This is a genomic window from Neobacillus rhizosphaerae (assembly GCF_050477885.1).
GTDB classification, from domain to species: Bacteria; Bacillota; Bacilli; order Bacillales; family Cytobacillaceae; genus Neobacillus; species Neobacillus rhizosphaerae_A.
This window is the reverse complement of sequence record NZ_JBCNAC010000018.1, coordinates 1-15,042: the sequence shown is the minus strand read 5'-3', so window position 1 is coordinate 15,042 and position 15,042 is coordinate 1. Positions and strand designations below refer to the sequence as shown.

13 protein-coding genes and 1 riboswitch are annotated in these 15,042 nt (G+C 39.1%); all 13 genes read right to left on the bottom strand.

Annotation, left to right across the window (positions count from 1 at the left end; translation table 11 throughout):
• Positions 1 to 81 precede the first annotated feature (81 nt).
• Positions 82 to 1,296 carry an aspartate kinase gene (locus tag ABES03_RS02100; protein ID WP_430114733.1) on the bottom strand — a complete coding sequence of 405 codons (1,215 nt, stop codon included), beginning with the start codon at positions 1,294 to 1,296 and terminating at the stop codon, positions 82 to 84.
• 116 nt (positions 1,297 to 1,412) lie between these two features.
• Positions 1,413 to 1,590, bottom strand: a riboswitch (Lysine riboswitch).
• A gap of 70 nt (positions 1,591 to 1,660) precedes the next feature.
• Entirely contained in the window at positions 1,661 to 3,433 is a 1,773-nt protein-coding gene (uvrC, locus tag ABES03_RS02095; RefSeq protein ID WP_430114731.1) for an excinuclease ABC subunit UvrC, read from the bottom strand.
• Positions 3,434 to 3,568: 135 nt separating this feature from the next.
• Entirely contained in the window at positions 3,569 to 3,883 is a 315-nt protein-coding gene (trxA, locus tag ABES03_RS02090; RefSeq protein WP_430114730.1) for a thioredoxin, read from the bottom strand.
• Between the two features lie 173 nt (positions 3,884 to 4,056).
• Entirely contained in the window at positions 4,057 to 5,034 is a 978-nt protein-coding gene (locus tag ABES03_RS02085; RefSeq protein WP_430114728.1) for an electron transfer flavoprotein subunit alpha/FixB family protein, read from the bottom strand.
• 39 nt (positions 5,035 to 5,073) lie between these two features.
• Complete coding sequence (locus ABES03_RS02080) at positions 5,074 to 5,847, bottom strand: electron transfer flavoprotein subunit beta/FixA family protein (RefSeq protein WP_309860252.1); 774 nt, start codon at positions 5,845 to 5,847, stop codon at positions 5,074 to 5,076.
• Between the two features lie 109 nt (positions 5,848 to 5,956).
• Entirely contained in the window at positions 5,957 to 6,730 is a 774-nt protein-coding gene (locus ABES03_RS02075) for an enoyl-CoA hydratase (RefSeq protein WP_430114726.1), read from the bottom strand.
• 22 nt (positions 6,731 to 6,752) lie between these two features.
• A complete protein-coding gene (locus tag ABES03_RS02070; protein ID WP_430114723.1) occupies positions 6,753 to 7,337 on the bottom strand; it encodes a TetR/AcrR family transcriptional regulator in 585 nt (194 codons plus the stop codon).
• A 188-nt stretch (positions 7,338 to 7,525) separates the two neighbouring features.
• The gene (locus ABES03_RS02065) at positions 7,526 to 9,229 is read right to left on the bottom strand and encodes an AMP-binding protein (protein WP_430114721.1); all 1,704 of its coding nucleotides are present in this window, start codon (positions 9,227 to 9,229) and stop codon (positions 7,526 to 7,528) included.
• A 262-nt stretch (positions 9,230 to 9,491) separates the two neighbouring features.
• Positions 9,492 to 9,896, bottom strand: a complete 405-nt coding sequence (locus tag ABES03_RS02060) for a DUF350 domain-containing protein (RefSeq protein ID WP_335545465.1) — start codon at positions 9,894 to 9,896, stop codon at positions 9,492 to 9,494.
• A 19-nt stretch (positions 9,897 to 9,915) separates the two neighbouring features.
• Complete coding sequence (locus ABES03_RS02055; RefSeq protein ID WP_430114719.1) at positions 9,916 to 12,273, bottom strand: endonuclease MutS2; 2,358 nt, start codon at positions 12,271 to 12,273, stop codon at positions 9,916 to 9,918.
• Positions 12,274 to 12,287: 14 nt separating this feature from the next.
• Entirely contained in the window at positions 12,288 to 14,006 is a 1,719-nt protein-coding gene (gene polX, locus ABES03_RS02050) for a DNA polymerase/3'-5' exonuclease PolX (RefSeq protein WP_430114717.1), read from the bottom strand.
• Between the two features lie 84 nt (positions 14,007 to 14,090).
• Entirely contained in the window at positions 14,091 to 14,633 is a 543-nt protein-coding gene (locus ABES03_RS02045) for a CvpA family protein (protein ID WP_430114715.1), read from the bottom strand.
• 6 nt (positions 14,634 to 14,639) lie between these two features.
• On the bottom strand, positions 14,640 to 14,900 hold the full coding sequence (gene zapA / locus ABES03_RS02040) for a cell division protein ZapA (protein ID WP_307286280.1): 261 nt from the start codon (positions 14,898 to 14,900) through the stop codon (positions 14,640 to 14,642).
• Positions 14,901 to 15,042: the final 142 nt, after the last annotated feature.

Sequence of the window (15,042 nt, the reverse complement as noted above, 5' to 3'; positions counted from 1 at the left end):
CAATTCTCGAAGTCGAATTTATACTTTCCTTGATCATCGCAAAGAGGCTGACTCGAGTTGAACGAGTCAGCCTCTTCTTTGTTAATTTCCAAGCTCAAATGCGCTGTGGAGGAGTTCAACTGCTTTTAACATATTCTTTTCTTCTAAAACAGCAGACACTTTAATTTCAGAGGTGCTGACCATTTTGATTTGGATGCCATTTGAAGCAAGCACTTCAAACATTTTCGCAGCCACACCCGGATTAGAAATCATGCCTGAACCCACAATAGAAACCTTTGCCAGTTTGTTTTCTGCATCAAGTTGTTCATAGCCAAGTACAGCTTTATTATCTTCTAATACCTTTAATGTCTCTAACAGATCATTGGTATGTATGGAGAATGATAAATTAGCCGTTCCCCCTTCTGTTGTGCTTTGAATAATAATATCAACGTTTATGTGATTTTGAGCAAGAGTTGTAAAAATCGTTGATAAACTGGTTAAGGAATTGGATAACCCTAAAACGGTAACTTTTGTAATTTCATCTTCAAATGCGACACCACGTACAACTAAATTTTGTTCCATTGTTGCTTCCCCCTCAATGACTGTTCCTTCGATTTTCTCCATGCTTGAACGAACTTCAAGTCTCACTTGATAATTTTTAGCAAATTCTACCGCTCTTGGATGCAGTACACCTGCACCGAGATTAGCAAGCTCCAGCATTTCATCATAGGAAACGGATAATAACTTACGGGCCTCTTTCACATATCTCGGATCTGTTGTGAATACACCCGTTACATCCGTATAAATATCACATTTATCTGCTTTTAACGCCGCTGCCAGGGCGACCGCTGTTGTATCAGAACCCCCTCGGCCCAAAGTGGTTATTTCCCCATCTTCAGTAATTCCTTGGAATCCGGCAACAATAACAACCTTGCCTTTTGTGAGTTGGTTTTTAATGGATTCTGTCTTGATATTTGAAATTCGTGCGTTTCCATGAACCGGTTCGGTTACGATTCCCGCCTGCCAACCTGTATAAGAAACCGCTGGTAGACCTTGTTGATTTAAGGCCATGGATAATAAAGCGATCGTTACCTGCTCGCCTGTCGAAAGGAGCATATCCATATCCCGTTTATTAGGTTGATTGGAAATTTCTTTCGCTAGACCCACGAGCTGGTCCGTTGATTTTCCCATTGCAGAAACAACTACAACAACGTTATTGCCTCTCTCTGTTTCTTCTTTTACACAGGCTGCAACATTTAAAATTCTTTCTACACTGCCAACGGAGGTTCCCCCGAATTTTTGAACAACTAAGCCCATCTTTTCCCCTTCTTTCAGTTATGCTCTACCTATTTTGCTACAAAAACATAAATAAAAAAGCAATGAGAGGCATCTCATTGCTTTTTGAACACGAAAAATAAATTCCTGAACAAATAACGTAAGATAGCTCTCCAAGACACACGTCTTGACAATCCGGCATTTATTCAATACAGGACCAGCAAAGAAAGAAATGAGACTTTCTTTACTTCGGCGAACATCCCCTTTCATGATTCTTCCTTGAAGCTCATCCTTCTCAGAATCACTACTCTTGAAGCTCGCACCTCTACCTTCACTTTAGTACTATAAAGTGATAGTAATTTAAATTTTCACTAATTATAGCATGGTCAATTTATTCTGACAATAACTATTCTAGAAGTTTTTTCATTAACTCTTCTGCCACATTCGATGGAATACCAATGTCTGTGAATTCCTCTAGACTCGCTTCCTTCATTTTTTTCACCGAACCAAACTGTTTGAGCAATAGTTTTTTGCGTTTCTCCCCAATCCCCGGGATATCATCCAACAAGGATTGGAAGGCGCTCTTTCCACGTATTTGGCGGTGAAAGGTAATGGCAAAGCGGTGAACCTCATCTTGAATACGTTGTAGCAAATAAAACTCCTGGCTGTTCCGTTCAAGTGGAACAATTTCTAACGGATTGCCGTATAACAATTGCGACGTACGGTGTTTTTCATCCTTTACGAGACCCGAAAGTGGGATATCTAATCCTAATTCATTTTCTAAAACATCCCTAACCGTTTCAACATGTCCTTTTCCACCATCAATAATGATAAGATCCGGTAGAGGAAGACTTTCTTTTAAGGCTCTCGAGTACCTTCTTCTAGTTACTTCCCTCATCGATTCATAATCATCCGGTCCCTTTACAGACTTGATTTTATACTTGCGATATTCTCTCTTATTCGCTTTCCCATCTGTAAACACAACCATCGCTGAAACAGGATCTGTCCCTTGTATATTAGAGTTATCGAAAGACTCAATCCGATGCGGTGTATAAATCCCAAGAAGCTTACCAAGGTTTTCTACTGCCTTAATGGTCCGTTCTTCATCCTTCTCAATTAAAGAAAACTTTTCATTCAGGGCAATTTTCGCATTTTTGATTGCAAGGTTAACAAGGTCCTTCTTTTGTCCCTTTTTCGGTTGAAGAACCTTCACTTCTAGGAGTTGTGCGGTCATATTCAAATCAATTTCATCTTGGATCAGGATTTCTTTCGGCTTAAAGTGATTGGCCTTTTGATAAAATTGTCCTAAAAACGTTAGGATTTCTTCCTCTGGCTCATTGTAGATGGGAAACATGGAAACATCCCGCTCAATCAGCTTTCCTTGACGGACAAAAAAGACCTGTACACACATCCAACCTTTGTCAACGGCATAACCAAACACATCACGGTCCGTGAAATCCGTCATGGTGATTTTTTGCTTTTCCATGATGGTTTCAATGTGGACGATTTTATCTCGGAATTCTTTTGCTCTTTCAAAATCCAGTTCTTCTGCCGCTGCCGTCATTTTTTCAGTTAGTTCTTTTTTAATTTCCTTATATCCGCCATTTAAGAAGCGAGAAATTTCATCCGTCATTTGTTTATACTGTTCCTCAGGAACTTCGTTTACACATGGTGCGAGACATTGACCTAAATGGTAATACAAACAAACTCGGTCAGGGAGTGTCGCACATTTTCGTAACGGATAAATACGGTCTAGTAGTTTCTTTGTTTCATTTGCTGCTCCAACGTTGGGGTAGGGGCCAAAGTATTTCCCCTTATCTTTTTTTACTTTTCTTGTGATGATCAGCTTGGGATGTCTCTCTGCTGTTAGCTTAATGAAGGGATAGCTTTTGTCATCCTTCAGCATGATATTGTATTTTGGATCATATTTTTTAATGAGATTTAGTTCAAGTAACAATGCTTCTATATTGGATGAGGTTACAATATACTCAAAGTCCTCTATTTCATTGACAAGCCTTAACGTCTTACCATCATGCGAGCCGGTAAAATAAGAACGAACACGGTTCTTTAATATTTTAGCCTTCCCTACATAAATAATCGTCCCCTGACGGTCTTTCATTAAGTAGCAGCCAGGCTGGTCAGGCAGCAGGGTCAATTTTTGTTTAATGTTTTCATTCACACCGGCCACTCCTCCGTCTTTTATTCTATCTTTAAAATTTTATCACATCTGCCTATAAAGGAAAGTGGGAGGTTTTGTAATAACAAAAAAACCTTAGCCAGAACGTGTCCAGCTAAGGTTTTATATTCTATAAGTTTATACGTGCTTTTGTAACACACCTGCTAATGCATCTTTGGGTTGGAAGCCGACTACTTTATCTACAACTTCACCATTTTTGAAAACTAATAAAGTTGGGATGCTCATAACACCAAAATTAGCTGCTGTTTGTGGGTTATCATCAACATCTAATTTAGTGATTTTTACTTTGTCTCCCATTTCTGCATCAAGTTCTTCAAGAACTGGAGCGATCATTTTACAAGGTCCACACCAAGGTGCCCAGAAATCAACAAGTACAGTACCTGAACCTGTTTCTGATGAGAAATTTTGATCTGTTAAATGTGAAATAGCCATTATATATTGACCTCCTATTGAATACTGAATTACTACCGAAAGTATACCATCGTTTGGAATATCAAGCTAATAATATGTTTCGCAACTAATTTTCCCCATCCTGCGATAAGTATGCTCGATTTTTTCAATGATAAAAGCGAGCGGATTTTTACCGCTCGCTCTCCACTTTTTTATTATGAGTGAACTTTAAGTTTTTTAAACTCTTCAGTTAATAATGGGACAACCTCGAAAAGGTCTCCTACGATTCCGTAATCAGCTACTTTAAAAATGTTCGCTTCTGGATCCTTGTTAATTGCAACAATCACTTTTGAGTTAGACATACCAGCTAAATGCTGAATTGCTCCTGAAATACCGCAGGCAATGTATAGGTCTGGAGTTACAACCTTTCCTGTTTGCCCAATTTGTAAGGAGTAATCACAATAGTCGGCATCACATGCACCACGAGAAGCACCAACTGCTCCCCCTAGTACGTCAGCAAGTTCTTTCAGAGGATTGAAACCTTCTGCACTTTTCACGCCACGACCGCCAGAAATAACTACTTTTGCTTCACTTAAGTCCACACCTTCACTTGCTTTTCTTACTACTTCTTTAATAATTGCACGAAGGTCTTTAATATCCACAGATAGTGAGGAAACTTCACCGCTTCTGCTTTCATCTTTTGCTAATGGGGCAATATTATTCGGACGTACGGTAGCAAAAATTAAGCCATCTGTTACAATTTTCTTTTCAAATGCTTTACCAGAATAAATTGGTCTAGTAAATACAATGTTTCCGCCTGCTGCTTCTACTGCCGTTGCATCGGAAATTAGACCTGATGAGAGCTTACCAGCAATCCTTGGTGAAAGGTCTTTTCCTAATGCAGTATGACCAAACACTAATCCTTCAGGCTTCTCTTGATCAATTACAGCTAATATGGCTTGAGCATAACCATCAGAAGAATATTGTTTTAAATTCTCATGCTCTACTACCACTACACGATCAGCCCCGTATTGAACTAACTCCGTACCTAAAGCGCTTACAGATTCGCCCACTAATACACCAACAACTTCTCCGCCCTCTGCAACTGTTTTTGCTGCTGCAACAGCTTCGAAAGATACATTACGTAATGATCCGTCACGAACTTCTCCTAATACCAATACTTTTCTAGTCATTTCATTTACCTCCTGAAAACAATTTTTATGAAGTTACGATTAGATTACTTTTGCTTCAGTATGAAGAAGTTGAACAAGTTCTTTAACCTGATCATTTAAATCGCCAGCTAAGACCTTCCCAGCCTCTTTTTTAGGCGGCAAATAAATTTCAATTGTTTTTGTTTTTGCTTCTACATCCTCTTCTTCTAGATCAAGGTCATCTAATTCTAATTCCTCAAGCGGCTTTTTCTTCGCTTTCATAATTCCAGGTAGAGATGGATAGCGTGGCTCATTAAGCCCTTGTTGTGCTGTAACTAAAAGTGGAAGGCTTGTTTCAATGACTTCTGAATCACCTTCAACATCACGAGTTACAGTTACATTTGTTCCATCAATTTCGAGTTTCGTAATGGTAGTTACATACGGAATATTGAGGAGTTCGGCTACTCTTGGTCCCACTTGTCCTGTTCCACCGTCAATAGCCACATTTCCACCAATAATTAAATCAACTTCTTTATCCTTTAAATATTCGGCAAGGATTTTAGCAGTTGTAAATTGGTCACCGTTTTCCACATCATCTTCGGTATTAATTAAAACAGCTTTATCTGCACCCATGGCTAGGGCCGTACGCAATTGCTTTTCTGTTTCTTCATTTCCTACAGAAATAACAGTCACTTCGCCACCCTTTGCATCACGGACTTGGATCGCTTCTTCAATCGCGTATTCGTCGTATGGATTGATGATAAATTCTGCTCCGTCTTCATTGATTTTGCCGCCTGAAATCGTAATCTTTTCCTCTGTATCAAAGGTTCTTTTCATTAATACATAAATGTTCATGGTTTCGCCTCCTAAGAAAATTCAAACATTTTTTCAGTTCTAAAGATTGAGAAAATTTTATAGAAAAAAATTTTTTATAAAAACTTCCTAAGCAAAAGCTTAAGAAGCTTTATTCACCTTTAAAATGTGGTTCTCTTTTTTCAAGAAAGGCTTGGATCCCTTCTTTTGCATCATTAGAAACAAAAACTTGACCAAACAGTTCTGCTTCCTTTTGTGAGCCTTCATAAAATTCTTCCGTCTTGGCGTAATTCAATAATTGAATCGTTGCACCGATGGAACCAGGACTTTTCTTAGCAATTTTTTCTGCAAGTATGTAGGCCTGCTCTAATACTTCACTTTCTGGATACGCATGATTAGCGAGACCATATTGGACTGCCTCTACGCCTGTAATAGGCTCAGAAGTGAACAGCATTTCAGCCGCCCTTGCCACACCTACATATTTAGGAAGACGCTGTGTGCCTGCAAATCCAGGAATTAAACCAAGCTGCAATTCAGGTAGACCAAGCTTTGCATTCTCACTGACAAGGCGGATATGGCATGCCATTGCAAGCTCTAATCCACCGCCAAGAGCGGCCCCATGAATAGCTGCGATAATTGGTTTAGGAAATTTTTCCATGCGTTCGAATAAATCTTGTCCAAACTTCCCAAGGTTAGCAAAGCCTTCTGAAGAAGTAACTGTCGTAAATTCCTTAATATCGGCACCTGCGGAGAAAAAGCGTCCTTCACCATGAATAACAATGACGCGTATTTCACGGTTCGGTTCAATTTCGTCAAGTACTGCCGACAATTCCCTTAATAAACCTGATGAAAGGGCGTTTGCCGGAGGACGTTGAATCGTAATGGTAGCAATACGATCTTGATTAGACCACTTTAAGTATTCCAATAATTTCTCCTCCTATCTAACTTTACCGGCCTCCAAGTCCATTAATTAAAAGTCGATGAACCGGGGATGCCAATGCAAGTAAATCATACTTTTCTTCATTCATTACCCATGATGTTGCCGTTTCATCAATCGTTCCAAAAATCATTTGTCGGGCAAGACGAATATCAAGGTCATTTGAAAACTCACCTGTTTCTTTGCCTTCAATTAGAACCTTATCAATCACCTTTAAATACCCTTTTAGAACATTGTTGATTCGGAGTCTCAATTCCTTATTGGATTGACGGAGCTCTAGCTGCGTGACAATTGCTAAGTGATGATCCTCATAGAGCATACTGAAATGAGCTTCTATCATCATTAATAATTTCTCTGCCGCCGTCCCTTTTCCTGCTATCATGTTATCTATTTTTTCAATGAAATTTCCCATTTTTTCTTCAAAGAGAGAGATTAGGATGTCTTCTTTGTTCTTAAAGTACAGATAAATGGTGCCATCTGCTACCCCAGCCTGTTTCGCAATTTTCGAAACCTGTGCCTGATGGTAGCCATTTTCAGCAATGGCAATCACTGCTGCATCAATAATCTGCATATATTTCGGCTTACTCTTTTTCATTTCTAACCCTCCTTTGAAGCTTTAAGCAAAAATAAAATATGAATGAATCATCATTCATATTTTAATAATAATTATTATATGTATTTCTGTCAAGAAATACTGTTGAACAACTTGAACAACTTTATGATAGTATGATTTCTTTTTATAGACAAGCCCATGAATTCAAAAAAAAAGCTAGGCTATTGCTGTTAGGCATGTTTTGTACTCTCTTCTTCTATCTTTCTCATCTCTTCTTCTACAAGCATTCTTCTTAAAATTTTTCCAACGGCAGTTTTAGGCAATTCTTTTCTAAATTCATATAGTCTCGGTGCTTTATAGGCAGCCAAATATTTTCTTGCAAATTGATTCATTTCCTCTTCTGTCACAGTTGAACCAGCTTTTAAAACGATATATGCTTTGACTGTTTCTCCGCGGTATGAGTCTGGCACGCCTGCTGCAACTGCCTCAAGCACATCTGGATGTTCATATAAAACTTCTTCTATTTCTCGTGGATAAATATTATATCCCCCTGCAATGATCATATCTTTTTTACGATCAACAACGTAAAAATAACCCTTTTCATCCATATATCCAAGGTCACCAGTATATAGCCAACCATCTTTCAAGACTTCATCGGTTTCCGTAGGACGATTCCAGTAGCCTTTCATAACTTGCGGGCCCTTGATCACAATTTCGCCTATTTCTTTTATTGGCATAGGTTCACCTGTATCGACTGAAAGAATTTTGACATCCGTATCAGGATAAGGCACGCCAATACTTCCCTTCACTCGTTCTACATCCCACAAGAAGTTGGAATGGGTAACCGGAGAAGCTTCTGATAAACCATAACCCTCTACAAGCTTACCACCTGTAACCTCTTCAAATTTCTCCTGAACCTCGAGTGGAAGTGGTGCTGAGCCACTGATACAGGCTTCAATGGAAGATAGGTCATATTTTTTCAAATCCGGATGGTTTAATAATCCAATGTAAATCGTTGGTGCCCCAGGAAATAAGGTTGGACGCTGTTTGTGAATGGTTTTTAAGGTGGTTACTGCATCAAATTTAGGCAATAAAATCATTTTACATGCCATCTTTATCGATAAAATCATACAAACCGTCATCCCATAGACATGGAAAAAGGGGACAATTCCCAGCATGGATTCTTCACCGATTTTTGCTTTGTATAACCAGGCTTCACTCATTGCTGTATTTGAAATTAAGTTTTTGTGAGTAAGCATGACACCTTTTGGAGAACCGGTTGTTCCGCCTGTATACTGAAGTAACGCTATGTCCTCTTCAGGATTGACTTCATATGTGGTTAATTTCTTAGGTTTCATTTTTACAATCTCTGAGAACAGATGGGTACTTCCCACATGTTTTACTTTTACGACAATTCCATATTGTTTTTTCTGGATGAAGGGATAGGCAAGATTTTTCGGAAATGGCAGGTAATCTTTGATAGCGGTTACAATAATATGCTGTAAATCGGTCAGTGGCATGACTTTTGATACACGGGGGTAGAGGATATCTAGGGTGATAATGGCCTTTGCTCCGGAATCCTTCATTTGGTATTCAAGTTCACGTTCCGTATATAAAGGATTGGTTTGCACAACAATCCCGCCTGCTATCAAAATACCAAAATAACTTATGACAGCCTGAGGCGTATTTGGGAGCATGATGGCAATTCGGTCATCTTTCGAGATTCCTATTTCCTGTAAATAGCCTGCAAAATTCAAGGCTTCATCATAAAGTTTCTTGTAGGTTAATTCTTTTCCCATGAAATGAATCGCAATTTTCTCTGGAAACCTTTCCGCTGTTTTTTGCAAATAACTCTGAACAGGATCTTGGGTGTAGTGCAGTGTAGCGGGAATGTCTTTCGGATAAATGTCTAACCATGGTTTAGACTCTAACATAATAAACCTCCCTCTTTGTATAAATAATTGTAAAAATTCTAATTTCACTATCTATTATAGTACAGTATGTGACAATTAACAACGAAACCCAATAATAATGGTACAGAAAAAGAGGCTGATTGGAGTCAGCCTCTTTCATCCTTAAGATCTGTTTAGTCGTTCTTTATGCAAAAAACACCATATATATAATTCCTATTAGCAAAAATAAGCCACATAATCCAAGAAGGATTTTAGCTAATGTCTCCACTCTTTTCTCCCCTAACTAAATTCCTGCCCCAATGACATAGGATAATCCAATTGAAATGACCATTGAAATCAGCCCCACTGCACGATTGTCCTTTTGGATTTCTTCGTCAATCTTGAATTTTGGGGTTAAAAATTCAAAAATAAAATAGCCAATTAATAAAAGCGTAAAACCATAAATTCCCCAACCAATCATGTTAAGTAAGGAACTATGCGCCTCAATCGTATGGCGAAAAATATTAGCTACACCAAATATTTTCCCTCCAGTAGCCATCGCAACAGAGATATTCCCATTTTTTATTTCAACCCAATTTTTGTACTTCGTAACTACTTCAAAAATGGCTAAAAAAACAATCATACATAAAATAACTACACTATAATAGGCAGCTATTTGAATATATTCGTTCTCCCAAAACTGGTCCATAGCTTATTCTCCCCGGTCATTATTTAAATTCTACTATGGTTACGCCAGATCCGCCTTCCCCAGCTTCTCCAAAGCGAATTTTTTTAACGGAACGATGATTTCTTAAATACTCCTGAACTCCCTGCCTTAAGGCCCCAGTACCTTTCCCATGGATGATGGATACGCGGGGATAACTTGATAAAAGGGCATCATCAATATACTTTTCTACTCTTAATATAGCATCTTCATATCTCTCACCACGAAGGTCTAGTTCTAGTTTAACATATGAGTCCCGCCCTTTTACAATAGCAATTGGTTTTGTCTCCACTTGCTTCGGCGTGCTCATATACTCCATATCCTTCTCCTTGACCTTCATCTTCAAAATTCCAATCTGAACTTGCCATTCATTGGCTGACACACGTTCAACTAGCGTGCCTTTTTGGTCAAAGGTAAGTACTTTTACTTCATCTCCAGGCATAAAGGTATGCGTCTTACTTTTCTTATTGGTAAGTTTCGCTGATTTCTTAATTTCCGGGGCTGCATCTTCGAGACGTCTTTTGGCATCAATCAATTCATGCTCTTTAATATCTGCATGCTTTTCGGTTCTCATTTTCCGGAGGTCACGAATGACCTTTTCTGCCTCCGTTTTTGCATCTTCGACAATCTCTCCTGCTTTTTCAGCTGCTTTTTCAAGCATAGAATCTTTCTGTTCGTAGAATTCCATCAATTCTTTTTGCAAATCTTTATGGAGCATCTCTGCTTGCTTTAAGTAATCATGGGCTTCTTGTTGTTCGATCTCTGCTTGGCGCTTGCTTTCTTCCAAGGATGCTATCATCTTATCGATTTGATTCGTATCTTCACTTACATGTGAGCGGGCAGCTTCGATTACCCGATCATTTAGCCCTAACCGTTTGGAAATTTCAAAGGCATTACTTCTGCCTGGTACGCCTAACAAAAGTTTATACGTTGGACTTAATGTCTCTACATCAAATTCAACACTGGCGTTTAGCACACCCTCCCGGTTATAGCCATACGCTTTTAATTCAGGGTAGTGTGTCGTTGCGATGACCCTAGCACCTCTTCTATGCACCTCATCTAATATAGAGATAGCCAGTGCTGCACCTTCCTGAGGATCTGTCCCTGCTCCAAGCTCATCAAATAAAACTAGGCTGTTAAAGTCCACTTTATTTAAAATGTCGACGATATTGACCATATGTGATGAAAACGTACTTAAGCTTTGTTCAATCGACTGTTCATCACCAATATCCGCATAAATAGCATCAAAGACAGCCAATTCTGATCCGTCATAGGCAGGTACTTGTAATCCCGCCTGAGCCATTAAGGAACACAATCCTAGCGTTTTTAAAGTTACCGTTTTTCCCCCTGTATTCGGTCCGGTAATGACAATCGTTGTGAAGTCTTTACCAAGCATAATGTCATTGGCAACTACTTCATCGATTGGAATTAATGGATGTCTTGCTTTATATAAGGCAATTCTACCTTCATTATTCATAATTGGCATAGAAGCTTTCATTTGCTTCCCATATCTTGCTTTTGCAAAAATAAAATCTAAATTTGCCAAAACGGCAACAATCACCTGCAGCTCACTTTCATACTCAGCAACTTGGGATGAAAGTTCGGAAAGAATTCGTTCAATTTCGAGTTGCTCTTTCACTCGAATATCCTGCAATTGATTATTTAACTGCACAATCACTTGCGGCTCAATAAATAAGGTTTGCCCGGATGAACTTTGATCGTGAATAATCCCGCCGTAATGACCACGGTATTCCTGTTTAACAGGAATAACAAACCGGTCATTACGAATAGTAACAATCGCATCGGAAAGCATTTTACTAGCATTAGAAGAACGAATCATACTTTCTAATTTTTCCCGAACCCTCGCTTCATTCGAGCGAAGCTGATTTCTTAAGGAACGTAAAAGCTCACTTGCTCCGTCTAATACTTCTCCACTTTCATCGATGGCATATTTGATAGCCTGCTCAAGGTTTGTAAGCGGGATTATTCGCTCTACTTGTTCGGATAAAATCGGAAGCTCTGTTCTTTCAGCAGCAAGTTCCTCAATAAAACGTTTCATCTGTCGACTGGCATGAATGGTGCTGGCAATTTGGATCAACTCTTGCGGGCTAAGAACACCCCCAATGACCGACCGTTTAACATGAGCACGAATATCATAAACCCCTGATAGTGGGACATTACCTTTTATTCGTAAAACAGTGGCAGCCTCATCTGTTTCAGCTTGAAGTGAAACCACCTCATCAAAATCAGTTGATGGCATCAAGTTCTTTATTTTTTCCATACCAAGTGATGAAGAAGCATGGTTTAACAGTTGCTCCTTCACCTTGGTGAATTCTAATACCTTTAATGCTCTTTCTTGCATGGAGTGAATCCTCCTTAATTTCGATTATGCAGGAATTCAAGCAAATCATTCTTGTCGAGTGCATTTAACACGGATGATTTTTTTATCCAGCCCTTTTTCGCTGTGGAAACACCTATTTCCATATGCTTTAATGTATCCATTTGGTGTGCATCTGTATTGATGAGAATCTTAACACCTGAATCCTGCGCTTTTCTTAAATATTCTGAAGCCAAATCAAGCCGATTTGGATTAGCATTTAGTTCTAAAGCTGTATTGGTTTCTTTAGCTAGTTCAATCAGTAAATCAATATCCACGTCATATCCTTCCCGACGGCCAATTTTTCTTCCTGTCGGGTGGGCAATTAAATCCACATGGTGATTTGTTAAGGCGGTTCTTAAACGTTCCATAATTTTTTCCATCGGCTGAGAAAAGGCCGAATGAATGGAGGCAATAACAAAATCCATTTCAGCTAGGAAATCGTCTTCATAATCTAACGTCCCATCAGGAAGAATATCCATTTCTACTCCAGAAAGGATGAGAAAATCATCGTATTTTTCATTTAATTGTTTAATTTCTTCCCTCTGCTTTAACAGTCTTTCACGAGTTAGTCCATTGGCTACTTTTAAATATTGGGAATGGTCGGTAATCGCCATATACTGATATCCTCTCGCACGACACGCTTCCGCCATTTCCTCAATGGAATGGGCCCCATCACTCCATGTGGAATGCATGTGGAGATCCCCTTTAATATCTTCAAGCTCAATTAATTCTTCCTGAGCTGTGAATGTATCAACTTCTCTTCCGTCCTCCCTAATTTCAGGTGGAATAAACGGAAGGTCAAAATGTTTGAAAAATTCTTCTTCAGATGAGAATGTAAGAATTTCACCCGTCTCAACATTTTCTACTCCATACTCACTAATCTTCTCTCCTCGTTCTTTAGCAAGCTGTCTCATGCGAACATTGTGGTCCTTTGACCCTGTAAAATGATGCAAGGTAGTAATAAATTCCTCAGGCTTCACCAAACGAAAATCGACGGAGACATCATAATCAAAGGCAAAAACTAAAGATACCTTCGTATCACCCGCACCAATGACTTCTTTGATATTTGGCCATCCTAATAGAGACTGACGAACACTCTCTGGTTGAGTAGTCGCAATAATAAAGTCTAAATCTTTAATCGTCTCTCTCATTCTTCGCAGGCTTCCTGCCCTTGAAAAACGATCGATATCCGAGGTTTCAGCAAGTCTTGCCTCGATTCCCTCAGCAATTGGGAGCATGTAAGCTAGCGGCAGCCGCTCAGGTCGAGTACCCACATTCGCAATAGCACTTAAGATTTTCTCCTCCGTCTTCTTACCAAATCCAGCAAGCGCCTGTACTTTTCCTGTTTGACAGGCTTCTTTTAAGCTGGAAACGTCTATGACCCCTAATTCCTTGTATAGCTTGGCAATTTTCTTTCCGCCAAGACCCGGAAGCTGCAGTAACGGAATGAGGCCTGATGGTACTTCTTCCTTTAGCTCTGCTAATACAGAAGAGGCCCCCCCTTTCATGTATTCCTCTATGACAGCGGCAGTCCCTTTTCCAATTCCTGAGATCGCTGTAAAATCCTCAATTTCTGTTAAGGTTCGCTCATCTGTTTCAAGTGCCGTAGCTGCCTTACGGAAGGCCGATACCTTGAAAGGATTCTCTCCTTTTAATTCCATATAAATAGCAATCGTTTCTAGTAAACGAATCAAATCTTTTTTATTTACTTCCATTATGGTTCACCCGCCTCGTATTTAGCATTTTCATTTTATCCTACTTTATGGCAGAATAGAAAAACTTCTCTGCTACAGAGAAGTTCAAGCAGCTGTATATTCAATCCACAAGCTCTTTATTTGCTGTGAAAGGATAGGGGTGTGGTTCACAATTGCTTTAGCCATAAACGAGTTGTCCAAAGGATTTTGTAAAAAATCTATTGGAATCAAAGCCGCAATATATAATAAAATAAAAATAATGAGATAGACTTCCAAGAAACCGAAGATTCCTCCTGCCCAAACATTTAACTGGCGTAGTACTGGAAGATGGGCAATGAAATCCAGCATCGATCCTATGATTTGCAAGAGAATTTTCACTGCAAAAAAGATGATAACAAAAGAGATGGCACGATAAAATGCGGTCTCCATATTGGTGCTATCGGTTAAGAGCTTTAAGGTTGTTCCTTCTCCTAGGTTTGGATAGGGAATCCACAGGGTCAACTTGGGCGCCAGCTCTTCATAGTATATTGTAGCGACTACATATGCAATAATAAAACTGGTTAAATGCACAAGTTGAAGAATAAAGCCTCTTTTTAGGCCAACAAAGAATCCAATAATTAAGAGAATAATAATAGCTAAATCTAACATGATAAATTAGTCCTTTTCCTTTAGTAGTTCTGTTTGCAGCCGGTCCAATTGATCCTTAATTTTAATATAATCATTGACTGCGTTTACGGCTGTTAAAACGGCAAGCTTACTAACGTCCAGAGATGGATTCTTAGAACTGATTTCCCGCATTTTATCGTCAACTAAAGATGCAACAAGCCTAATATGACTTGGGCTTTCCGTACCCATAATAACGTATTGCTGACCGTAAATATCTACGGTTGTTCTGTGTTTTTGTGTGTTTGACAACGCAAATGCCTCCAATCAAAGAATCCTACTCTCTATCATAACATGAACTATTAGAACTGGAAAAGTCAAACTAATTAAAAAGTAGGCTTTGTTACTGAACAGTGTTGATTTATACACCCTGATGATTGGAGCGGAAGGCACG

Bases quoted from the DNA above. Each gene is read 5' to 3' on its own strand.
- ABES03_RS02085 (WP_430114728.1), bottom strand. From the start codon at position 5,034: ATGACTAGAAAAGTATTGGTATTAGGAGAAGTTCGTGACGGATCATTA.
- ABES03_RS02070 (WP_430114723.1), bottom strand. From the start codon at position 7,337: ATGAAAAAGAGTAAGCCGAAATATATGCAGATTATTGATGCAGCAGTG.
- ABES03_RS02055 (WP_430114719.1), bottom strand. From the start codon at position 12,273: ATGCAAGAAAGAGCATTAAAGGTATTAGAATTCACCAAGGTGAAGGAG.
- ABES03_RS02100 (WP_430114733.1), bottom strand. From the start codon at position 1,296: ATGGGCTTAGTTGTTCAAAAATTCGGGGGAACCTCCGTTGGCAGTGTA.
- polX (WP_430114717.1), bottom strand. From the start codon at position 14,006: ATGGAAGTAAATAAAAAAGATTTGATTCGTTTACTAGAAACGATTGCT.
- ABES03_RS02045 (WP_430114715.1), bottom strand. From the start codon at position 14,633: ATGTTAGATTTAGCTATTATTATTCTCTTAATTATTGGATTCTTTGTT.
- ABES03_RS02060 (WP_335545465.1), bottom strand. From the start codon at position 9,896: ATGGACCAGTTTTGGGAGAACGAATATATTCAAATAGCTGCCTATTAT.
- ABES03_RS02080 (WP_309860252.1), bottom strand. From the start codon at position 5,847: ATGAACATTTATGTATTAATGAAAAGAACCTTTGATACAGAGGAAAAG.
- ABES03_RS02065 (WP_430114721.1), bottom strand. From the start codon at position 9,229: ATGTTAGAGTCTAAACCATGGTTAGACATTTATCCGAAAGACATTCCC.
- trxA (WP_430114730.1), bottom strand. From the start codon at position 3,883: ATGGCTATTTCACATTTAACAGATCAAAATTTCTCATCAGAAACAGGT.